This window comes from Qipengyuania triglochinis (assembly GCF_054655615.1).
The window spans coordinates 280,474-302,208 of the sequence record NZ_BAAHND010000003.1; the positions used below are offsets into that span (position 1 = coordinate 280,474).

General features: G+C 59.5%; 17 protein-coding genes. 12 read left to right on the forward strand and 5 right to left on the reverse strand.

The genetic code is table 11. From position 1 onward, the window contains the following. Positions 1-113: 113 nt before the first annotated feature. The 3 genes from ACYQ0G_RS13030 to ACYQ0G_RS13040 are packed head-to-tail and all read right to left on the reverse strand — an operon-like array spanning position 114 to position 2,773. Positions 114-1,136, reverse strand: coding sequence for an aldo/keto reductase (locus tag ACYQ0G_RS13030; RefSeq protein WP_460103312.1), 1,023 nt, complete (start codon positions 1,134-1,136; stop codon positions 114-116). A gap of 11 nt (positions 1,137-1,147) precedes the next feature. Continuing rightward, positions 1,148-2,125, reverse strand: a complete 978-nt coding sequence (locus ACYQ0G_RS13035; protein WP_460103314.1) for an NAD(P)H-dependent flavin oxidoreductase — start codon at positions 2,123-2,125, stop codon at positions 1,148-1,150. A gap of 57 nt (positions 2,126-2,182) precedes the next feature. Further along, a complete protein-coding gene (locus tag ACYQ0G_RS13040; RefSeq protein ID WP_460103316.1) occupies positions 2,183-2,773 on the reverse strand; it encodes a flavin reductase family protein in 591 nt (196 codons plus the stop codon). Positions 2,774-3,003: 230 nt separating this feature from the next. Here ACYQ0G_RS13040 and ACYQ0G_RS13045 point away from each other — a divergent pair, with 230 nt between their 5' ends. From ACYQ0G_RS13045 to ACYQ0G_RS13095, 11 genes are all read left to right on the forward strand, one after another. After that, positions 3,004-6,021, forward strand: coding sequence for a TonB-dependent receptor (locus ACYQ0G_RS13045; RefSeq protein ID WP_460103317.1), 3,018 nt, complete (start codon positions 3,004-3,006; stop codon positions 6,019-6,021). A 130-nt stretch (positions 6,022-6,151) separates the two neighbouring features. Then, positions 6,152-7,696 (forward strand): tryptophan halogenase family protein, encoded by a 1,545-nt coding sequence (locus tag ACYQ0G_RS13050; protein WP_460103320.1) that lies wholly within the window; start codon positions 6,152-6,154, stop codon positions 7,694-7,696. Next, positions 7,697-8,416, forward strand: a complete 720-nt coding sequence (locus ACYQ0G_RS13055) for a SapC family protein (RefSeq protein ID WP_460103322.1) — start codon at positions 7,697-7,699, stop codon at positions 8,414-8,416. Continuing rightward, complete coding sequence (locus ACYQ0G_RS13060; protein ID WP_460103324.1) at positions 8,409-9,440, forward strand: cupin-like domain-containing protein; 1,032 nt, start codon at positions 8,409-8,411, stop codon at positions 9,438-9,440. The genes ACYQ0G_RS13055 and ACYQ0G_RS13060 overlap by 8 nt, the downstream gene beginning before the upstream one ends. Continuing rightward, the gene (locus tag ACYQ0G_RS13065; protein ID WP_460103326.1) at positions 9,437-10,942 is read left to right on the forward strand and encodes a tryptophan halogenase family protein; all 1,506 of its coding nucleotides are present in this window, start codon (positions 9,437-9,439) and stop codon (positions 10,940-10,942) included. Before ACYQ0G_RS13060 ends, ACYQ0G_RS13065 begins: the two co-directional genes overlap by 4 nt. A 227-nt stretch (positions 10,943-11,169) precedes the next feature. Further along, positions 11,170-11,931, forward strand: a complete 762-nt coding sequence (locus ACYQ0G_RS13070) for a hypothetical protein (RefSeq protein ID WP_460103328.1) — start codon at positions 11,170-11,172, stop codon at positions 11,929-11,931. A 198-nt stretch (positions 11,932-12,129) separates the two neighbouring features. Continuing rightward, complete coding sequence (locus ACYQ0G_RS13075; RefSeq protein ID WP_460103330.1) at positions 12,130-13,185, forward strand: LacI family DNA-binding transcriptional regulator; 1,056 nt, start codon at positions 12,130-12,132, stop codon at positions 13,183-13,185. Further along, the gene (locus ACYQ0G_RS13080; RefSeq protein WP_460103332.1) at positions 13,178-14,377 is read left to right on the forward strand and encodes an MFS transporter; all 1,200 of its coding nucleotides are present in this window, start codon (positions 13,178-13,180) and stop codon (positions 14,375-14,377) included. The genes ACYQ0G_RS13075 and ACYQ0G_RS13080 overlap by 8 nt, the downstream gene beginning before the upstream one ends. An 84-nt stretch (positions 14,378-14,461) precedes the next feature. Next, complete coding sequence (locus tag ACYQ0G_RS13085) at positions 14,462-16,861, forward strand: glycoside hydrolase family 3 protein (RefSeq protein WP_460103334.1); 2,400 nt, start codon at positions 14,462-14,464, stop codon at positions 16,859-16,861. 109 nt (positions 16,862-16,970) lie between these two features. Beyond that, complete coding sequence (locus tag ACYQ0G_RS13090; RefSeq protein ID WP_460103337.1) at positions 16,971-18,269, forward strand: sugar MFS transporter; 1,299 nt, start codon at positions 16,971-16,973, stop codon at positions 18,267-18,269. 89 nt (positions 18,270-18,358) lie between these two features. Beyond that, positions 18,359-19,093 carry a 3'(2'),5'-bisphosphate nucleotidase CysQ gene (locus tag ACYQ0G_RS13095; RefSeq protein ID WP_460103339.1) on the forward strand — a complete coding sequence of 245 codons (735 nt, stop codon included), beginning with the start codon at positions 18,359-18,361 and terminating at the stop codon, positions 19,091-19,093. Here ACYQ0G_RS13095 and ACYQ0G_RS13100 read toward each other — a convergent pair. Continuing rightward, a complete protein-coding gene (locus ACYQ0G_RS13100) occupies positions 19,090-19,983 on the reverse strand; it encodes an HpcH/HpaI aldolase/citrate lyase family protein (protein ID WP_460103341.1) in 894 nt (297 codons plus the stop codon). The genes ACYQ0G_RS13095 and ACYQ0G_RS13100 overlap by 4 nt on opposite strands. Positions 19,984-20,050: 67 nt before the next feature. After that, a complete protein-coding gene (locus ACYQ0G_RS13105; RefSeq protein ID WP_460103343.1) occupies positions 20,051-21,286 on the reverse strand; it encodes an MFS transporter in 1,236 nt (411 codons plus the stop codon). Between the two features lie 65 nt (positions 21,287-21,351). Here ACYQ0G_RS13105 and ACYQ0G_RS13110 point away from each other — a divergent pair, with 65 nt between their 5' ends. Continuing rightward, positions 21,352-21,708 (forward strand): tRNA-binding protein, encoded by a 357-nt coding sequence (locus ACYQ0G_RS13110; RefSeq protein ID WP_460103344.1) that lies wholly within the window; start codon positions 21,352-21,354, stop codon positions 21,706-21,708. The last annotated feature ends 27 nt before the right edge of the window (positions 21,709-21,735 follow it).

The following is a 21,735-nucleotide window of genomic DNA, read 5'->3' on the forward strand; positions in this document are numbered from 1 at the left end:
CAGAATATTCATCACGCCCACGCACACGTTAATTGCCCCTCTATTCCGTGGCAGGAATGGCGCATTGATGTGACTAGTTTGTGACCGCGAACGCTCAGTTGTAACTTAAGCAATCACGTTGATTTGAGCGTTACATTCCCAAAGTCGGGCGAGGTAGAAACCACGCCAACAGGCATCTTCGGACGGTAGGGTTTTTCGAGCCTTTCCACTTCCTTTTCCGTCAGCCTGAGTGTCACTGCTTCAACCGCAGCGGCGATGTGCCCACGCTTCGTTGCACCGATGATCGGCGCAGTCATTCCCTTTGTGAAGTGCCATCCCAAAGCCACTGTCGCGCGGGAAACGTTTCGCTCTGCAGCGATCGCACCGACGGCTTCGATCACTTCGCGATCAGCCTCCACATTCTGAGTGTAAAGTGTTTTCCCAAACCCATCGGTCTCGCTTCGGATGGTGCTTTCGTCCCAGGCCCGCGCGAGCCGTCCACGAGCGAGCGGCGACCATGGGATCAGGCTAATTCCTTGATCCTGGCACAGCGGGATCATCTCGCGCTCCTCTTCGCGATAGAGCAAGTTCACGTGGTTTTGCATAGAGATGAAGGCAGTCCACCCCCGCCTGCGGGCGATTTCCTGCGCCTTTGCAAACTGCCATGCGGCCATGGAGGAGGCACCGATGTAGCGAGCCTTTCCCGCCTTTACGATCTCGTGCAAAGCCTCCATCGTCTCGTCGATCGGGGTGCTGTCGTCCCAGCGATGGATTTGGAACACGTCGACGTAATCCATGTCCAGTCGTACTAGGCTATCGTCGATGGCCTGAAACAGGCTTTTTCGAGAAAGGCCGCCGGCATTCGGCGTATTGCGCCACGGCAGATAGGCTTTCGTCGCAACGACGATCTCGTCGCGATGAGCGAACTCGGGCAACAGCCGGCCAATGACTTCTTCGGAAGCGCCTTTGGAGTACATGTTCGCAGTGTCGAAGAAGTTGATCCCCGCTTCAACGGCTTCGCGGATAAACGGGCGGCTTTCATTCTCGCTTAGCACCCAGTCGCCGTGCCATCCTTTACTCGTGTCGCCATAGCTCATGCATCCAAGGCAGAGACGGGAAACCTTGAGGCCACTAGGTCCGAGATTAACATATTCCATCCTGCGCGTCCCTAGCCAGTCTGAAACGCAGAAAGGCGTTTCGTGATGATTTCCTCGGCCTGAGCCATGATACGATCGATCAACTCCTTGCAGGTTGGAATGTCATCAATAAGGCCCGCTACCATACCGCACGACCAGGCGCCCGCATCCATGTCCCCCTCGGTCATGATGCGCGGATAAACCCCTGCGACCTGTTCGATAATGTCCTCGAACTTGAGATCCGCGCCTTTTTGCTTCTCGATCTCAAGCAACTCTTCGACTGCGTCGTTCATCATGACACGCTCGGTATTGCGCAACGGACGCATGACCAAGCGGGTATCGAGTTCGCTGGCCGCAACGATCGCCTGCTTCACATTCGCATGGACCGGCGCCTCCTTGGTGGCAATGAAGCGTGTTCCCATGTTCATCCCGTCCGCCCCCATAGCGAGTGCCGCGACCAGGCTCCGGCCGTCCGCCATGCCTCCGCTCGCGACGTATGGAATTTCTAATTCATCCGCAGCGCGCGGCAGAAGGATCATATTAGGGATGTCGTCCTCACCTGGATGTCCGCCGCACTCGAACCCATCCACTGAAACCGCGTCACATCCGATCGATTGGGCTTTGAGGCTATGCCGGACACTGGTGCACTTGTGGATCACCTTGACCCCGGCATCCTTGAAAAAGGGTAAGACCTGCGCAGGATTATTGCCTGCCGTTTCGACGATCTTCACCCCACCCTCGATGATGGTGCGCACGAGCCCCGAATAATCCGGCGCATTGACCGTCGGCAGAAAAGTCAAATTCACACCGAATGGCTTGTCGGTCATGTCTTTGCAGCGAGCAATTTCATCGGCCAGTTTTTCAGGCGCCCCCTGCGTCAGTCCAGTTATGATGCCGAGCCCGCCCGCATTACTTACGGCCGCGGCCATTTCCGCGAAACCAACATAGTGCATGCCGCCTTGAATGATTGGATGCTGGATACCGAACATTTCGGTGATGCGGGTTTTCATGGTGCGGCTCTCCCAAAGTTGCTCTTCGCAACCGGTATCGGGCAGAGCAGCCCAAGTCTAGCGCTTGGCTAGTGCCTGTAGTGCTTCGAGCAGTTCGCTGCCGCGTTCAGTCAGGATGAGATCGCCATCTTCAGCATGAGCCAGCCCTTCCCGCTCGAGATTTGCCCCGGAAGGCGTTCGCATAATCCGCCCATACCGTCCTCCATGATAAATAAGTGGCTCAGCCTCGCGGCGATCGAAGTCGGTCACTTCGCCCAGAAAAATGGCATGATCCCCACCTTCATATTCGAACTGCGCTTGGCAGCCGAAGCGCGCTGCACAGCCCTCGATAAGTGGCGCTCCTTCGGGACCGTCGGCAAGGTCCAGCCCGGCAAATTTATCTACTCCGGGGGTGGCGAAGCGATCGGACATGCCCTGCTGATCCGCAGCGAGGACATGAACCGCCCAACTTGTCGCGTCGCGAAAGACCGGCAAGCTGCTGGATTGAAGCGCAAGGCTCCAGAGCACCATCGGCGGGTCGAGGCTCACCGAATTAAAACTGTTGGCCGTCAACCCTACGGGTGCACCCGCTTTGTCTCGGGCAGTGACGATAGTTACGCCAGTGGCGAAGGAGCCAAGCGCACTGCGAAATGATACCGGATCGAACATGCTGGACGCTGAGCTAACCGCCAAGCCGAGTAAGGGCAATCCGCAAGCTCTTTAATATGGCTTAAGTGAATACTTCTTAAGAGCTGGCGTAAGCAGAAATGCCACAGCGCGGGAGGTTTGTTTCGATCCTGTTTCAGCTGCGTTGACCAAATGAACGTTATCAATTAGGTGAACGTTCACAAAAGGGGTTCTGGGTTAGCCAGAACCTTGTGTTGGGAGGAGAATCACTGATGGCTTTTGAACGTAAGCGCACGTTCGCCAAATATCTCGCAGGTGCCTCGGTCATGGCACTGGGTTTTGGCTCTACTTCTGCGATGGCGCAGACAGACATTCCCGCAGACCAGAGCGCGCAGGAAGTCACCACTCCGGATGAAGATGTTATCGTCGTTACCGGGATCCGGGCTTCGCTGGAAAACTCGATGAACATCAAGCGCGGCGCGCAAGGCGTTGTCGACGCAATTTCCGCCGAAGACATCGGCAAATTCCCCGATACCAATCTAGCCGAATCCATTCAGCGTATCACCGGCGTTTCGATCGATCGCAACAATGGCGAAGGTCAGTATGTAACGGTTCGCGGCTTTGGCCCCGAATTCAATCTCGTCCTTCTGAACGGTCGCCAGATGCCCGCGTCGAGCCTTGCCGGCACCGCTCCGCCCGCTACGCGCAGCTTCGACTTCGCTAACCTCGCATCGGAAGCTGTAGCCTCAATTGAGGTATACAAATCAGGTCGTGCGACCCTGCCGACCGGGGGCATCGGTTCGGTCATCAACATTCGCACACCCAAACCACTCGATCGTTCCGGTTTCCAGGGCAGCATCGGTGTCAAGGGAGTTCTCGATCACACATTCGACGACACCAAAATCACACCCGAAGTTTCGGGCATCATCAGCAAGACGTTCGCCGACGACACGTTGGGCATCCTAATCAATGGCGCTTACCAGAAGCGCGAAGGCAGCTGGGCGCAATTTTCCGTGGGCGAATGGCGCGAAGGTATCCTTGGAAGCAACACCGACGCCTGGGGTGCACTTCCCCCGGCGGACAGCGGCCGTGTGGAGAACCGCCCCGGCGCAGACGACATCTATCAGGTTCCGCAAAACGCAGCTTACGATTTTGCGAACTTCCAGCGTGAACGGATCAACGGCCAGGCCGTTCTACAGTGGGCCCCTTCGGACCAGTTCGAGGCGTCCATCGACTACACCTACTCTCAATATACGCTCGACGCGCAAACGAATAGCATCGGTGTCTGGTTCAACCACGGTAACACTTTCAGCAGTTGGACAGACGGACCAGTCGCAGGGCCAAATTTTTACGGCGAAAACTTCAGTGCCGGCGAAGGTAAAGATCTGGCCATTACGGGGGCCGTTGAGGCCAACCGCAATGTCAATCATTCCATTGGCGGCAACCTGAAATGGAACCATCCGAGCGGTTTCAGGTGGGAACTGGACGTGCACCATTCGACCGCGGAATCTAAGCCCACGTCGCCTTTCGGAAGCAGTGTCGCCGTCGGAAGTGCGATTTTTGGTGTACAGCAACAGACCGTCGACTTCACTTCCGACATGCCGGTTGTCTCGGTGGCCATGTATCCTGGTTCAGAGATTCAGGCTTCCAATATTGTTGCCTCAGGTAACGCGTTCCGCACTGGTTACATGAAAGATCGAATTCAAGAATTCCGTCTCTCCGGCGGATATGACTTCGACACCGGTCTCATCGATGCACTGGATTTCGGTGTTACTTATACCGATAACAAGGTTCGCACCGCGTATGGCAATTTGCAGAATGAAACCTGGGGTGGCATTGATGCAAATCCCGACCCAGATATTTTCGAGCGCTACGATCCAGCGGACGACATCTATACTGAACGCGATTTGCCTGCCGATCTCGCGGGCATGGAAGGATCACAGGATCCAGCGATCATTAGTCGCTACTTCGCCATCGATACAGTGCGACTGATCAATGACCTCGAAAGCCGCTTCGGCATCTGTTCGAATTCCATAGTCGGCGATTGGTCGGGTGAAGGTTGCATCGCGGAATTGACGACCGACCGTCGTTTGCGGGAAAAGACGATCGCTCCGTACATCCAGTCATCGCATACTTTCGACATCCTGGCTGACGATGCACATCTGCTTCTCGGCCTGCGCTATGAAGTCACGGATCTTGTAAGCTCTGCCTTGACCCCGACCTACTCCGGGACATCCTTGCTGTCTTTTAATGAAATGACGCTGTTCGAAGTTGGGCGCCAATTCCGTACGGACAGAAATTCCTACGACAATTGGCTACCTGCGATCGATTTCGACATGTCGCCAATCGAAGACGTCGTCCTCCGCGCTTCCTACAGTCACACTATTACACGTCCAAGTTATGGCGACCTAGAAGCGGGCTTCAACCTCAACTTCCCAGCACGGCCGGACGGCGGCAGCACAGGTGGTGGCGGCAACCCATTCCTCTTGCCGTACAAATCGAAGAACATCGATCTATCCGCTGAATGGTACTATGGACCGTCCAGCTACATTTCCGTTGGTTATTTCAACAAGCGAGTTTCCGACTTCATTGGAAATCGCAATCGTAGGGACACGCCGTTTGATCTGCCCGATCCCAGCGATGGCGCAATCTTCAATGAAGCTGTCGCCGCACTGGGGTCCGACGCCAGTTTCGCGCAAATCCTGAATTATGCGGCAACCAATTACCCGAACGCCGTTCAATACGATGCGAACGGCAGCCCCCTTGGCATCATTGGGCAAGCGGGTGACCCACTCCTCAGCTTCAATCTGAGCAGTCCGGTAAACCTCGAAGAGCCCGCAACGGTCGATGGTTTCGAGTTTGCGATACAGCATAGCTTCTGGGACACGGGCTTTGGTGCCATCCTGAACTACACCGTCGTTAATAGTAACCTCGAGTACGATTTGCTTCGGGAGGGTTTTGATCCGGAGCCGCAGTATGCAATCAACGGGGTATCGGACAGCGCCAATGCAGTTGTTTACTACGAGAACTACGGTTTCCAAGCTCGTGTCGCCTATAACTGGCGCGACGAATTCCTGGATGGCTTTGGCAACGATCCATTCTTCGTGGAAGATTATGGTCAGTTCGACGTGAGTGCAAGCTATGAGTTCGATAATGGCCTCTCGATCTTCGCGGAAGGCATCAACGTAACCAATGCGGACCGCCGCGGCCACCGGAGGGCGGATCAGGCTGTCCACTTCGCTGCGCCGGGCTATGCCCGATACGCGGCGGGCGTACGCTTCAGCTGGTGATCGGCGGCATGGAGCGGTTCATACTTTACCGTTCCTTGCACTAGCCACAGAATGGGCCACGCTGCAGAACCGCAGTGTGGCCCTTTTCTTGGTCACTTGCTGCCAAGCCTGTATGGAATGTCGAACTGACATGGCGATAGATTTCGAAAAGGTGGTTATAGTTGGCGGGGGCACCGCAGGGTGGCTCTCGGCCGCCTATCTGGCAGCCCGCCGTCCAGAACTTCAGATCACATTGGTCGAAGCACCCGATATTCCGACCATCGGAGTGGGCGAAGGAAGTTGGCCGACCATGCGTGAGACGCTGCGCATCATCGGCATTCCCGAAAGTCAATTTCTCTTCGAATGCGATGCCAGTTTCAAGCAGGGTTCCCGTTTCGACGGCTGGCGCACGGGGGGGTCAGAAGACAGTTATCTCCATCCCTTCACGCCGCCCATCCTGGGGGATGTTAGGCCCCTCATTACAGCCTGGAAGCAGACTGACGGTCGATCTTTTGCAGAACTGGCATCTCCGCAGGCCGCTGTATGCATGCAAAATCTGGCTCCGCGACAGCGTTCCATGCCCGATTACGCTGCTGCCTTGAATTATGGATATCACTTCGATGCTGGCAAATTCGCCAGACTTTTGTCCCGACATGCGGTAAACCGCCTTGGCGTCACGCATATACGCGATCAAGTGATCGATATCCTGTCCGAAGGTCCTGACCGCATCGCTGGTGTAATTCTGCGGAGGGGTGGACAACTCAGCGGCGATTTCTTTCTGGACTGTACGGGCATGGCCGCATGCTTGATTGGCGAGCATTATGGCACTGCATGGATCGACCGATCGGACGTACTGTTTAATGACAGCGCGTTGGCCGTTCAGGTCGAAACCCAGCCGGACAGTCCAATCGCCTCGCAAACGATTGGCACGGCCCACAAGTCTGGCTGGCTGTGGGATATTGCTCTCCCGACGCGGCGAGGGATCGGATGCATTTACTCGTCGCAGTTTACGGAAGACGCAGAAGCCGAGAGGACGCTGAAAGACTACGTAGCTATAAATCTTCCCTGGCAAGAACCCGAGGCGATTGTTCCGCGCAAGATCAGCTTTCGCACTGGACATCGGGAACGCTTCTGGCGGGGGAATTGCGTTGCCATAGGCTTGTCCGCCGGGTTTATCGAGCCTCTCGAAGCCTCTGCAATCGTACTAGTAGAGCTTTCTCTCAAAGCACTCGCAGGCAGCTTTCCTGTCACCCGTGAAGCTCTTCCGGCTTACTCGGAACGGTTCAACAAGCTCTTTCACTACCGCTGGGAACGGGTCGTCGATTTCCTCAAGCTGCATTATGTGCTGAGCCAGCGCTCCGAACCCTATTGGAAGGCACACCGAGATCCCGCGAGCATACCGCCTTCGCTTGGGCGTCAGCTTCAGCTCTGGCGCGATCATCCCCCAACCCAATGGGACTTTCCCCAAGTAGACGAGATGTTCTCTGCTGCCAGCCAGCAGTATGTGCTCTACGGAATGGGTTTCGCCGAACCGCTGAGCGGGTCCAGCGAGGACCTTGAACCTGTTCAAGCGCAATTAGCGGCAGTGCGGGAAAAGGCGCGGGCGCTCACCGCTGCCATGCCGAAAAACCGTACCTACCTCGATGCACTGAGATCAACACACCCCGCCGATCCGCGGGAGGGAGAATTCGCTTAAATGGCAAACCACCAGACTTTGACACCAGAAAATCACCGAGACCTCCGTATCCACACCGAACCCAAAGCAGAATTGGGCGACGGCGTGATGGCTACGATGATTATTCCCGAGGAATTCCGTCGTGTGCAAAGTGAATTCCCCATCGTGTTCCGCCGCACGCAGGAAGGCGATACTTTCGTGCCATTGGCGCTCTTCGGCTTCGAGAATGGCGAGAACCTGTTTCTGAACGCAGGCAAATGGGAGGGGCGGTATCGGCCGCTTACGCTGGCCATTCAACCTTTTCTGATCGGAGCCCCGAGCGAAGAAGGGAGCGAGGGGCAAGTCCATGTCGACATGGATCATCCCCGCATTTCCAGTTCCGGAGAAGGCATGCGTGTCTTCGACGAGGACGGCGGCTCCACCCCATACCTCGAACAAATAGCCGGCCAGCTCGGCGAGCTCCACGTAGGATATCAGGGGACTGCCGCCTTTATCGAAGCGTTGGAACGCTACGAGCTTTTGGAAGCCTTCACGCTCGAGGTTCCGCTTTCAAACGGGTCCAAACAGTCCTTGGTCGGCTTCCATATCATCAAAGAGGACAAGCTTCAGCAGCTCGATGGTGATGCGCTGGCTGACCTGCACAAACACGGCTTCCTGCTGCCGGTGTTCATGGCCGTGGCTTCGCTGTCGCACTTCTCCGCTTTGATCGAACGCAAGGATGCAGCGCTGAGCAATGGCTGACGCCTCCCCTCTTATCTTTTCCAAGCTCACCCATATCGAGGAGCGCGAGGCGCCGGATTTTGAGGAATTGGCGGAGCTGCTGGAGGGGGCACGGGAGCCGTTCGTGGTGCGGGGCCTGGTGGCGGACTGGCCGCTGGTGCGCGCAGGGCTCGAATCTGCAGCCAAGGCGCGGGAGCACCTGCTGGACCATGCGCGGGCCATGCCCTTCACCGTGGCTCTCGGCCCGCCGGGCCATGGCGGGCGCATGTTCTATGCCGACGACATGCAGATTAACTTCCGCGAGGGGACCGGCAAGCTGGCCGACATCTTCGGCGGCTTCGACCGGTACGAGGGCGAGGACAATCCCCCTACCGCCTATGTCCCGTCGGTCGATATGAATAGAAATTTCAATGGCTTGACCGAGGCCAACCCCAGCCCGGTGGCCCAGTACAAGCCGCGCGAGAGCATCTGGATCGGCAACCGCACCAGAATAGCCGCGCATAACGATTTTCCCGACAATCTCGCCTGCTGCGCCGTTGGCCGCCGCCGCTTCACCCTGTTTCCGCCCGAGCAGTTCGAGAACCTCTATCTCGGCCCGGTCGACAACACTCCCGCCGGACGCGCGGTGAGCATGGTCGATTTCCACCAGCCGGATTTCACCGCCCATCCCCGCTTCGAAGCCGCGCTGGAAACCGCCCTCACCACCGAGCTGGAACCGGGCGATGCGGTCTTCATCCCGTCCATGTGGTGGCACCATGTGGAGGGATTGGCCCCGTTCAACGTGCTGGTGAACTACTGGTGGCGCGAGACGCCGAAATGGCTGGGCCAGCCGCAGGACGCGCTTAACCACGCCATCCTCGCCATTCGCGATCTGCCCCCGCAAGACCGGGCAATCTGGAAGCAGATGTTCGACCATTACGTGTTCGAACACGGCCCGAATGTCACCGATCACATCCCGGTAGGTGCGCGCGGCATCCTCGATCCCCTCACCCCCGAGGGCGCCAGCCGCATCCGATCATTCCTGCTGAGAGCCCTCAACCAATGAGAACCGCAACCACACCCCGCCGCATCGTCATCGCCGGTGGCGGCACATCGGGCTGGATGGCCGCCGCCGCCCTGGCGCGAACCATGGGCGACACGATCGAGCTGACGCTGGTGGAATCGGATGCGATCGGCACGGTGGGCGTCGGCGAAAGCACCATTCCGCCGCTGGTCAAATACAACCAGCTGACCGGCATCGACGAAGCCGAGTTCATGCGCGAGACCAATGCGACCTTCAAGCTGGGCATCGAGTTCGAGAACTGGGAAACCGACGGCGAAAGCTATTTCCATTCCTTCGGCGCGACCGGCAAGGATCACTGGTCCGCCGGTTTCCAGCATTTCTGGATGCACGGGCTGACACAGGGGCACGAGCACAGCTATGACGATTACTGCCTGGAGCTTGCCGCCGCGCATGCCGGCAAGTTTGCCATTCTGCCCGACAACCGCATCAACTATGCCTACCAGCTCGATGCGACGGCCTATGCCCGCTTTCTGCGCCGCAAGGCGGAAAGCTTCGGTGCCACGCGCCGCGAGGGCAAGATCGCCGCGGTCGAGCTCGACAGCGAGAGCGGCGATATCGCGGCCCTGACGCTGGAAAATGGGGAGCGGATCGAAGGCGATCTCTTCCTCGATTGCACCGGTTTCCGCGCGCTGCTGATCGAAGGCGCGCTGCATGTCGGATTTGACGACTGGAGCCACTATCTGCCCAACGATCGCGCCATCGCGGTGCAGACCGAAAGCGTTCGCGATCCGGTGCCCTTCACCCGCGCCATCGCGCATGAGGCAGGCTGGCAGTGGCGCATCCCGCTGCAGCACCGGCAGGGCAACGGCATCGTCTATTGCAGCCGCTACATGTCGGACGACGAGGCCGAGGCGCGGCTGCTCTCGACCGTCGAAGGCGCCACCTGCTCCACCCCCAACCGCCTGCGCTTCACCACCGGCGCGCGGCGCAAGCAATGGCATCGCAATTGCGTGGCCGTGGGCCTGTCGAGCGGGTTCATGGAGCCGCTGGAATCCACCAGCATCCACCTGATCCAGCGCGCCGTCCTGCGGCTGATCCGGATGCTGCCTTCGGGCGAGCGGGTAAGCCAGCGCGATATCGACGAATTCAACGATCAGCAGCTGACCGACATGGACCAGATCCGGGATTTCCTGATCCTGCACTACAAGGTCACCCAGCGGCGGGATTCGCCCTTCTGGCGCCAGTGCGCCGCCATGGAAATTCCCGACAGCCTGACGCAGAAGATCGAACTCTTCCGCGAGACTGGCCGCGTGTTCCGCAAGAACGAGGAACTGTTCGCGGAAAACAGCTGGGTGCAGGTGATGATGGGCCAGGGGCTGATGCCCGAAACCTATCACCCCGTCGCCACCAAGATGAGCAGCGAAGAACTGGAGCGCTTCCTTGGCACATTGCGCAGCAATGTTGCCCGTACGGTGGCAGGCCTGCCCGAGCACCACGCTTTTGTAAAACGCTACTGCGGTGCCAAACAGGCCGAAGCGGCATGAACAGGACGGTTGGATTGCCCTACTCGAAAAGGCTGACTTACCGATCGATCCTTGATGCACGCGATAGCGCTTCGCGAGAATCTGGGAGTCTTTTTGGAGACCACCCTGCAGTGGTCCTTAGAGATGTCGCCATACATGTTCGAAACATCCGTTCGGATGTTTTGCTAATGTTGGAATAGTTAGTAGTCTAGGAACGTGTGAGATTTCGAGAATAAGGAGATCGTCCCGTGCTCGTCTTTCTCATGATGGCAATAGCCACACCTCAAAGCTCTGACGTCATACTTTCCCGAGATGACGCCGAGGCGATGTCGTCCGATCAACTAGAGGATTTGCTTTTGGCAGAGTTTCCTCATGGCGATATCATCGGCGTCGAATTGCCAGACACCGGTCGTGGGCCGCACGGAGAAATGGCCGATCCATCTCTTGGCTATATCACCTTTCACGAACGGGGCCGCGCGGACAGTGGCCGCCTGTGTACGGCGCGCAGGATTGTTGTAGCGTTCGATTTGCCTGACGGCGTAAAAAGCAGACCGCTCAGTGAACGCAGCGCTGATGACCCAAAGCGACTATTCAGCGTAAACGGTCTTCCGCAAATTGCTGTCCTGAATGAAGTGACAACCGATGCTGTGTGCGCATTACTTCCCAGCGAGCGTTATGCCGGTATTAGTTCGCCACCCGAGCACGAGCGTCGCTTACGACAATTTATCGAGCTGACCGAAGCTTTTGACAAAGGCCCCCAGCGCGCATTCAATATAGCGTGCGGGGATTGGACGGGAGCGAAAGAGAAGCCGTGCGATGCGGACGAAGCGCTGGCAAAGATTGACTGGGCCAGAATGTCCTCCGTCCGCGCTATTGATTGGCCGCACGGTGTTTCTGCAACGCTCATCACCTTCTCCCAAACCAACGGCCCGCTTATTAAGGCCTACCTTTCGGGGGCGGAAACGATATCCGCAGCGAAGATTACTTATGCGTTGCCTGCGCCATTCTGAAACCTTCGGCTACGGCGGCTTTCCCAAGCCCAGACTTTCAAAACCTCGTCCAATCACAGGCCATTGCGTCATATCGGTGAGCCATCTCTCTCCGGGCGGAAGAAATAAAGTGACTAGAATCCGGACCGAGGCCGCTTCAATGGGCTGGTGAAGACGGTTTCGCTGCGGTAGCGGTGACAAGAAGAGGGGAATGCCAGAATGGGTCGGCGACGCCAGTCGGTGACAATAAAACATGTCGCGGCCGATGCGGGGGTTTCCCTGCAGACCGTCAGCCGCGTCATCAATAACGAACCGAACGTGCGCCCCATTATGAAGGAGCGCGTGCAGGCAAGCATCGACAAGCTCGGTTACGTTCCCAGTATTGCCGCCCAGCGCATGAGCGGTTCCAAGTCCTACATCATCCTGGCCATCAATGATCGCGACCGCACGATTGCCGACTGGCGCGCGCGCGAAGGGCGCGACTGGATCGACCAGATGCTGCTGGGCGGGATGCTGACCTGTGCCGAGCATGGGTACCGGATGATGATCGAGCTGGTCGATACGCATAACGACCATGTCGAACGCGAACTGGGGGCGGCCATCGCCGCCTTGCAGCCCGATGGGGTGATCCTCACCCCTCCCCATTCGGAAAACGACCTGATCACCGGACTGCTTGCGCAGCGCGGCATTCCGTTTGCCAGGATCGGCTCGACGCAGGACGGGCCCGGTATCGCCATTACGATGGGTGATACCTTCAATGCGGGGCTGGCCACCGATCACCTGGTCGAATTGGGCCACAAGCGCATCGGCTTTATCGCCGGGCCGGAAGAGTTCAGCCTCGCAAATCGCCGTATCGTGGGATGGGAAGCGGCCATGAAACGCGCGAACCTGCCTTGCGAGGGCCTATGCGAACGTGGAGACTTCGGCTTCGACAGCGGCACTGCGGCGACGGAGAAATTGCTGTCGCTTGCCAAACCGCCGACCGCGATAATCGCCAGTAGTGACCAGATGACGCTTGCAGCGCTGGCCACCGCCCGCAAACGCGGCCTGCGAGTGCCGGAGGACCTGTCGCTGGTCAGCTTCGACAATTCGCCGATCGTTCGCTTTACCCAGCCGGCGCTGACCGCTGTCGACCAGCCCATTGCGGCAACCATATCTCGCGTCGTGGAATTGCTCATCGAGAAGCACACTGCGAAACCGGAAGACGGGCCGACCATCGTTCCGGGAGAATTGATTGTTCGGGAATCGACGAGCCACGCACCAAAGCATGGCTGATGCCGAGGTAGCCAGCGGGGAACGCCAGTCGCTGCGCTTCATGTGGCTCTATGCCCTAGCCGTTGCAGGCGGTGCGGTTTCCTACGTTCCCTTCCTCACACTTTTGCTCCCGCTGCGCGCCACCGAACTGGCTGGCGATGCAAGGATCGACCTGCTCGCCTATATCGCCTTCGCCGGAGCGATCGCCGCCAGCGTCGGCAATATCGCCTTCGGCTGGCTGAGCGATCTCACCGGCACCCGCCGGCCTTGGATAGCAACCGGTCTGGTGCTTTCCTGCACGCTGCTGATCTGCGTGCGCGCAACCAGCGGTCCGCTGGATCTGCTCGGATTGATCGTGGTCTGGCAGCTGGCGCTCAACATGATGCTGGGGCCGCTCGGCGCATGGGCGGGAGATTCGGTGCCGGATAGCCAGAAGGGCTTTCTTGGCGGTTTGCTGGCCTTCGCGCCCGCGCTCGGGGCCGCTTCCGGCGCATTCGTGACCCTCCCCGGCCTGGCCGGACCGGACCAACGCCTGGTGCTGGTGGCGGGGCTGGTGGCAGCGATGGTGCTACCCGTCCTTCTGTTCGGGCGCCCCCGCCCGATGCCGCATCTCATGCTCGACGACGCCAGCCCCGAAGAACGGATCAGGCACGCCAAACGCAGCGCGGCAGCCCGGATGTGGTTGGTCCGCTTGCTGGTTCAGATCGCCGAAGCCGCCCTCTTTGCCTATCTGCTGATCTGGTTCACCAGCATTGATCCAACATTCACGGATAGCGAGACCGCGCGGGTGTTCTCGATTGTGCTCGCGCTCTCCGTACCACTGGCTCTGGTGGCCGGGCGCTGGTCCGATCGCCGCGAACGACCGATCCTTCCTCTGGCGCTGGGTTCTGCGATTGGCGCGGTCGGGCTGCTGCTGATGGCCATTTCCGACAATCTCGGCAGTGCCATCGCCGGGTATGTCGTGTTCGGCCTATCGACCAGCGTGTTTCTGGCCCTGCATACCAGCCAGACGCTGCGCGTCCTGCCCAAACCATCCATGCGAGGGCGGGATCTGGGCATCTTCAACCTGACCAATACTGTGCCCAGCCTGATCATGCCCTGGCTTACCCTTGCCCTCGTCCCGGTCTTCGGCTTTAGCGCCCTGTTCTTCACGCTGGCCGCCCTCGTCGCTCTAGGCACCGCGCTTCTGCTTACACTCGTAAAGACAAAGTAGCCGCTTGATTTCACGCGCACAGCGTGCCAACTCTCGCTCTTGATAACGTTCTCAATTAAGAGAGCGCGGAGAGGGATGATCGTTATGAAAGCGTTTTGGATGGCCACGGCCGCCGCGGTGACACTTGCCGGGTGCACCACTGTTCCAGGCGATATGGAAACGCCTGCCGCCAGCACTGCACGTGCTGCTGAAGATGCCCGCGTCGCCGATCTGATCGCCCGCATGAGCGTGGAGCGCAAGGTCGCCCAGCTGATCCAGCCGCAGATTAACAGCTTCACTGCCGAAGACATGCGCCGCTACCGTTTCGGCAGCTATCTCAATGGCGGCAACGGCGGCCCCTATGGCGATGAATATGCCGAAGCCAGCGAATGGCTGAAGCTTGCCGACGAGATGTATCTCGCCTCGATCGCCCAGCAGCCCAACGGTGAGCCCGTCATCCCGACCATGTGGGGCACCGATGCCGTGCATGGCCACACCAATGTGATGCGGGCCACGATCTTCCCGCACAATATTGGCCTTGGCGCAACACGCGACGCCGATCTGATACGACGCGTCGGCGAAGCCACTGCCACCGAGATCGAAGTCACCGGAATCGACTGGAACTTCTCGCCCACGATCGCCGTCGCGCAGGATGATCGCTGGGGCCGCACCTATGAAAGCTATTCCGAGGATCCGAAGATCGTCGCGCCGCTGGGCGCTGCGCTGGTCGAAGGCCTGCAGGGGCGTAAGGGTGATCCCAACCGGCTGGGCGCCGGGCATGTCATTGCCACTGCCAAGCACTTCTTCGGTGACGGCGGGACCGATCAGGGTGTCGACCAGGGCGAAGTAACCGGCGATATCGAGAAGCTGAAGAAGATCCACGCTGCCCCCTACCCCGCTGCCATCGGCGCCGGTGTGGAAACGGTCATGGCCAGCTTCAACTCGATCAACGGCCGCAAGATGCACGGCAATGAAACGCTGCTGACCGGCGTGCTGCGCAACGAACTGGGCTTCGATGGACTCGTCGTGGGTGACTGGAACGGCCACGGGCAGGTCGCCGGCTGCACCAACACCGACTGTCCGCAATCACTGCTCGCCGGCCTCGACATCTACATGGTGCCGGATGACTGGAAAGGTCTGCTTGAAACAACCGTGAGGCAGGTAAACGACGGCACGATCCCCATGGCCCGCCTCGACGAAGCCGTGACCCGAATCCTACGCGTGAAATACCGCGCCGGTCTGCTTGACGAATTCGTTCAGCCCTCGGGCCGCCCCAATGCCGGCCAGTACGATCTCCTCGGTTCACCCGAACACCGCGCCATCGCGCGTGAAGCGGTCGCGAAATCGCAGGTGCTGCTGAAGAACACTGGCGTGCTGCCACTTAAAGCCGGCGCGAACATCCTCGTCGCCGGCAGCGCGGCGGACGATATCGCGCAGGCCGCCGGGGGCTGGACGCTGACCTGGCAGGGCGGCGGTGATCTCGACAACAGCTATTTTCCGGGCGCAACCTCGATCTGGAAGGGCCTGGAAACCGCAACGAAGGAAAGCGGCGGCAAGGCCACGCTGTCGCCCGATGGCACCTATTCGGCCAAGCCGGATGTAGCCGTGGTCGTGTTCGGCGAAGAGCCCTATGCGGAGTTCGCGGGCGACCGCAAGCACCTCGGCTTCACCGACGAAGAAGGGCTGACGCTGCTGAGTAAATTCAAGGCCGAGGGCGTGCCCACGGTCGCCGTCTTCCTCTCGGGCCGCCCGATGTGGGTGAACCGCGAAATGAACGTTGCCGATGCTTTCGTCGCGTCGTGGCTGCCGGGTAGCGAAGGCGCCGGCGTTGCCGATGTGTTGACCGGCGCCGTACCGGCCACCGGCAAGCTCGGTTTCAGCTGGCCGGCCACCTGCGATGCAGGACCGCTCAACAGCCCCAAGGGCGCGCTTTTCCCGGTCGGATACGGCCGCGCTCTGACCGATACCTCACCTACCGCCAAGCTCGACGAAAACTGCGCCCCGCTGCTCGAAGGGCCCTCGCGCGCCCTGTTCGAATCCGGCCGCCTGGCCGATGGCGTGGTCGCATTTGCCGTCAAACCGAATGTCGAAGGCGTTGGCGAATACCTCGCCCAGATGCGCGGTGATCTCACCGATTCCGGCGTTCTGGTCAGCGGTTACGACCGTAATGCGCAAGAAGATGCACGTGAGGTCACGATGCGTGCAAATTCGCGCTTCGGCCTTTCGCAGACGCCCGATACCGGCGGTGCCTATCGCATCACCTATGAAGTCGTCACGCGCCCTACGGCTCCGATTAAGCTGCGCGTGGGCGAGGATGCTCTCGTCGATCTGACCCAGCCCTTCGCGGTGGCGCATGGCAAGGGCTGGCGCGAAATGCTGATCACCGAGCAGTGCGCGCCCGGCCTTGGCAACCGCATCCGGTTCGAAACCGAAGCCGAAGTCACCTTCCGCATCGCCAGCGTGGTACGCGAAGACGTTGCCGAAGGAACGGCCTGCTCGTTCTGAAGTCACGAAATCGTATTCGCTTTGTGCTGTCCGAAAAGGCTGGCACATAGCGCGATGCAAGATCAACGCCGGTTCGTGAAGTTCGTCGGCACTTGGGAGGAATACTGAAATGGCACTCGCACCAGATGTCGCGTCGAGCACCGACCCGGCGCCCATCGACGCCGACGATACGGGCATTCATGCGCCCGGCCTGAATTACTTCGTGTTCGGTCTGTTCTTCATCTTCGGCGGCATCACTTCGCTAAACGACGTGATCATTCCGAAGCTGAAGGAACTGTTCACGCTCAACTACACGCAGGCCATGCTGGTGCAGTTCTGCTTCTTCACGGCCTATCTCGTGGTCGGCATTCCCGGAGCGAAACTGGTCAAGCGGCTGGGTTACATGCGCGGCGCAGTGGCGGGCCTGCTGACCATGATGGTTGGCTGCCTGCTGTTCATTCCCGCCAGCCAGACGGCGACTTACGCTATCTTCCTGTTCGCACTGTTCGTCCTGGCGAGCGGCGTTGTCATCGTCCAGGTCGTTGCCAATCCGCTGATCTCCCTGCTCGGTCCGCAACGGACCGCGCACAGCCGCCTGACCTTCGCCCAGGCCTTCAACTCGCTGGGCACGACGATCTTCCCGATCGTCGGCTCGATCGTCATTCTCGGCAGCCTTGCCAATGTCAGTGCTGACCAGCTTTCCGGTGCAGAACTTACCGCTTACCGGCAAGCCGAAAGCGAAGCGATCTGGCAGGGTTATCTCGGTGTCGCCTGCCTCATTGCCCTTGTTGCACTCGCCGTATGGCTCTTCCGCAACCGCCTTCAGGGCGAAAAGCATGAAGCTTCTTCCGGTCTCGCCGGGTTCGACCTGCTGAAGCGTAGCCGCTTCGGATATGGCGCGCTGTGCATCTTCGTCTACGTCGGTGCCGAAGTTTCCATCGGTTCGATCATCATCAACTACCTTGCGCAGGACCGGGTTCTGGGCCAGCCGGAAAGCGTGATCGGATGGATGATAGGGCTTTACTGGGGCGGAGCCATGGTTGGCCGCTTCATTGGTTCGTACTTCCTGCGCATCTTCTCGCCGGGCAAAATCCTTGCCTTCAACGCGACCGGATCGATTCTCCTTATCATCATAAGCGCTCTGACCAGCGGCGAACTCGCTGCGTACAGCTTGCTTGCAGTCGGTCTGATGAACTCGATCATGTTCCCAACCATCTTCTCGCTCGCCTGCGAAAAGCTGGGGCCGCGTGCGGCAGACGGATCGGGCATCATCAACGTCGCGATTTTCGGCGGTGCGGTTGTCCCGCTGCTGTTCGGCGTCTTGGCGGATACGAGCGGCAGCCTCGCATTCGCGCTGATCCTGCCGATCATCTGCTATGCGATCATCGCCGGCTTCGGCATCTTCGCGAGAAAACCTGCCGTCGCCTGACCGCAGAATTTCTAAACACCTCGGGGGTTCGCAAGGCGGCGCAGGTCTGTCATGCGAACCCCCTTTGCGTTTGCAACTGCGAGAACCCAATGACCGATGCCGAACTCGCCGCCCATCTCGCTCATGTCGCTGGCCGGATACTGCTCGAAGTCCGCGCGAGCGGGATGTTCGAAGGCAAACGTCTCGGCAAGGCGGGCGACCAGACGGCCAATCAGTTCCTCTGCCACGCAATCCGCGCCCAGCGCCCCGATGACGGGCTGCTGTCCGAAGAAAGCAAGGACACGGACGAAAGGCTCTCGAAAGAGCGGGTGTGGATCGTCGATCCCGTGGACGGGACGCGGGAATACGGCGAAGAACGAGACGACTGGGCAGTGCATGTGGCCCTGTGCGTGAACGGCAAACCCGTGACAGGCGCGGTGGCTCTGCCCGGCCTGGGGGAAGTGCTGCGCAGCGATACACCCCGCGCGCTACCGCCTGCCGCGCAAAAGCCGCGCATGCTGGTAAGCCGCACGCGGCCTGCCAGCGAAGCCGTGGCGGTGGCCGATACGATCGGCGCAGAACTCGTCCCGATGGGCTCGGCCGGAGCCAAGGCAATGGCCGTGGTCAGGGGCGAGGCGGAAATCTATCTGCATACCGGCGGACAGTATGAATGGGACAGCGCTGCCCCCGTGGCGGTCGCGCTGGCGAACGGACTGCATGCCAGCCGCATCGATGGCAGCCCGCTGATCTATAACCAGCAGGATACCTACATGCCGGATCTGCTCATCTGCCGCCCCGAATGGAGCGAGCGCGTTCTCGCCGAGGTGGACAGGCTCAGCGCCTAACCATCCACTTGTGCCAGAAGCTGCCGCGCCCGGCTGAGGTGCGGGCGGTCCAGCATCTTGCCATTATGGCCGATGGTCCCGGCTTGTGGATTTGCGTCGAACAGCGCCACGATCTCGCGCGCTTCGGCGATTTCATCCTCGCCCGGGCTGAAAGCTTCGTTGATCACCGGCACCTGTGCCGGGTGGATCGCGAGCATCCCGCGATAGCCGTCACGGCGGACCTTTTCCGCGCGCGCCTTCAGACCTTCCAGATTGCGGAAATCGCCGTCGATCGTTTCGATGGCAGGCACATTGGCTGCAGCCGCACCAAGCAGGGTCAGGCTGCGGGCCAGTTCGTAAGTAAAGGAGTATTTGCCATCTTCCAGCCGGTTGGACATGGCCCCGATAGAATCCGCCAGATCCTCCGCCCCCCATGTCATCGCTACGAGGCGCGGCGCATCGGCGTAATCGCCGGTGGTAAACATCGCGGCAGCGGTCTCGGTGACCAGGACAATGACCGGAGTCGATCCGGGAGAGATGCCGAGTTCCATTTCGAGCGGAGTGAGAAGCCGGTCAAGTTCCTCTACATCATGCCGACCTCTCGATTTAGGGAGCATGATGCCCCCCGGGCGGGCATGCATGACGGCCGCCAGATCATCTGCGGTATGCGGCCCGTCGAGCGGATTGACGCGAACCCATAGCCTCGCCTTTTCCTCCTCGTCGCGCGCTTCGAGAAACACCGCAATCGCCTCGCGAGCCGATGCCTTCTCTTCTTCCGCTACCGCGTCTTCGAGATCGAAAATGACGATGTCGGCTTCGCCTTCCGTAGCCTTCGTCATTTTCTTCTCGCTATCGCCTGGGGCGAACAGCCAGCTGCGGTGCCGTGGCGGAAGATGATGAGAAGTCGTCACTCTTTGATCTCGCTTGTTTGGTCATTTGCCAAGAGCCTGCACCCGTCCTTCAAGTCAAGGCGCAGCATCAGCTATCGGACTGCTGCTCGTCCGCTGCTTCGAAGATAGCGGCCATGGCCGTTGTGCGCGGAAGGCTTTGGAACGCCTGCTGGTCCTCTGCCGGAACCGACGCACGGGCGAAGCTGCGCCAGATACCGAACATGCCGCCGAGTATCGCCAAGGCGCCCGTCACGGCGAAGAGACCGCCCGGCCCCAGTGCACCCATGCCGATGGAACCCAGCATAGGCCCGGCCACCGCACCCGCCGAATAGGTCAGGACCAGACCGCTGCTTGCTCCGATCCGCTCCTCTTCGGATAGATGGTCGTTCGAATGCGCCACGCATAGCGGGTATAGCGCAAAAGCAAATCCGCCGAACAGGCTGCCGAGGCCGATCACCGCTACCGGTGCTAGATCCATCAGAAAGATCGGGAGCGAGACGGCGAATGTCGCAAAGAAGCTGGCAATGACTACAAGCCGTCGATCGAAGCGATCAGACAAAAGCCCGAGCGGATATTGGAGCGCCACGCCGCCAGCGATGACGCATGAGGTGAACAGGGCAACCTGCGACAAACCCATTCCGATCCGCTGGATGTAAACCGCGCCCAGCGCATAAAATGCCCCCAATATTGCTCCCGTCACCAGCGTACCCACGATGCCGAGAGGCGACACCTTGTAAAGACGACGCAGGGAAAACGGCGCCACCGTTTCGATGACCGGCTGATCCATTCGCGTGAGGAGGACTGGAAGGAGAGCGATCGAAAGCAGGATTGCCGACAGCATGAAGGGCAGATCCGGCGCTTCGTCACCCAAATTGAGCAGGAACTGTCCAGCCGCCTGACCGCAATAAAGCGCGATCATGTAGGCGGCGAGCATGGCGCTGCGGTTCTTCGGGCTTGCCTGCTGATTGAGCCAGCTTTCGAGGCACACGAAGACCCCCGCCATGGCAAGCCCGTCGATAAAACGCAGAACCGTCCAGATGCCTGCGGAATCGAAAATCGCATAGGTCAGGCTGCTGGCAGAGTAGATCGTCACGAAAGCGGCAAAAGCGCGGATATGGCCCGTCCTTTCGATAAGTTTCTGTACGCGGAGCGCCCCCAGCATGAGGCCACCGAAATAGCTTGTGCCGACAAGGCCGATGACGCCTGCCGAAGCGCCCGCCAGTTCCAGCCTGATCGCAATCAGCGTGGACAGAAAGCCGCTGCCCGCCATGAGGACGAAAATCGCGATCAATAGCGCGCGAACAGGATAGGCCGAGGAAAGCATTGAATCGCCCGTATGCCTGCGCGCTATTCGCTTCAAGCTGAGTTTGCGGATTGGACAGCCCAGCCATGCTTTCTTATGCAACCAGCATGGAACAGATAGACTTCGACGACTTCCTGAAGATCGATATTCGCTCCGGCACGATTATCGAAGCAGAACCCTTTCCCGAAGCGCGCAAACCCGCGATCAAGATGCGGGTCGATTTCGGCGGCGAGATAGGGATAAAGAAAAGCTCAGCCCAGATCACTGACCTTTATGACCCGGATGGGCTGATTGGCCGGAAAGTGATGGCGGTGGTCAATTTTCCAGCGCGCCAGATCGGGCCGATCATGTCCGAAGTGCTGGTTCTGGGCTTTCTCGACGAAGAGGGGCGCATCGTGCTTGCCTCGCCGGGCGATGCTCCCGATGGCGCTCGCCTTATGTGATCGACAGCGGACCCGGGAATTCGGCTT

Bases quoted from the DNA above. Each gene is read 5' to 3' on its own strand.
- ACYQ0G_RS13030 (WP_460103312.1), bottom strand. From the start codon at position 1,136: ATGGAATATGTTAATCTCGGACCTAGTGGCCTCAAGGTTTCCCGTCTC.
- ACYQ0G_RS13035 (WP_460103314.1), bottom strand. From the start codon at position 2,125: ATGAAAACCCGCATCACCGAAATGTTCGGTATCCAGCATCCAATCATT.
- ACYQ0G_RS13040 (WP_460103316.1), bottom strand. From the start codon at position 2,773: ATGTTCGATCCGGTATCATTTCGCAGTGCGCTTGGCTCCTTCGCCACT.
- ACYQ0G_RS13045 (WP_460103317.1), top strand. From the start codon at position 3,004: ATGGCTTTTGAACGTAAGCGCACGTTCGCCAAATATCTCGCAGGTGCC.
- ACYQ0G_RS13050 (WP_460103320.1), top strand. From the start codon at position 6,152: ATGGCGATAGATTTCGAAAAGGTGGTTATAGTTGGCGGGGGCACCGCA.
- ACYQ0G_RS13055 (WP_460103322.1), top strand. From the start codon at position 7,697: ATGGCAAACCACCAGACTTTGACACCAGAAAATCACCGAGACCTCCGT.
- ACYQ0G_RS13060 (WP_460103324.1), top strand. From the start codon at position 8,409: ATGGCTGACGCCTCCCCTCTTATCTTTTCCAAGCTCACCCATATCGAG.
- ACYQ0G_RS13065 (WP_460103326.1), top strand. From the start codon at position 9,437: ATGAGAACCGCAACCACACCCCGCCGCATCGTCATCGCCGGTGGCGGC.
- ACYQ0G_RS13075 (WP_460103330.1), top strand. From the start codon at position 12,130: ATGGGTCGGCGACGCCAGTCGGTGACAATAAAACATGTCGCGGCCGAT.
- ACYQ0G_RS13080 (WP_460103332.1), top strand. From the start codon at position 13,178: ATGGCTGATGCCGAGGTAGCCAGCGGGGAACGCCAGTCGCTGCGCTTC.
- ACYQ0G_RS13085 (WP_460103334.1), top strand. From the start codon at position 14,462: ATGAAAGCGTTTTGGATGGCCACGGCCGCCGCGGTGACACTTGCCGGG.
- ACYQ0G_RS13090 (WP_460103337.1), top strand. From the start codon at position 16,971: ATGGCACTCGCACCAGATGTCGCGTCGAGCACCGACCCGGCGCCCATC.
- ACYQ0G_RS13095 (WP_460103339.1), top strand. From the start codon at position 18,359: ATGACCGATGCCGAACTCGCCGCCCATCTCGCTCATGTCGCTGGCCGG.
- ACYQ0G_RS13105 (WP_460103343.1), bottom strand. From the start codon at position 21,286: ATGCTTTCCTCGGCCTATCCTGTTCGCGCGCTATTGATCGCGATTTTC.
- ACYQ0G_RS13110 (WP_460103344.1), top strand. From the start codon at position 21,352: ATGCTTTCTTATGCAACCAGCATGGAACAGATAGACTTCGACGACTTC.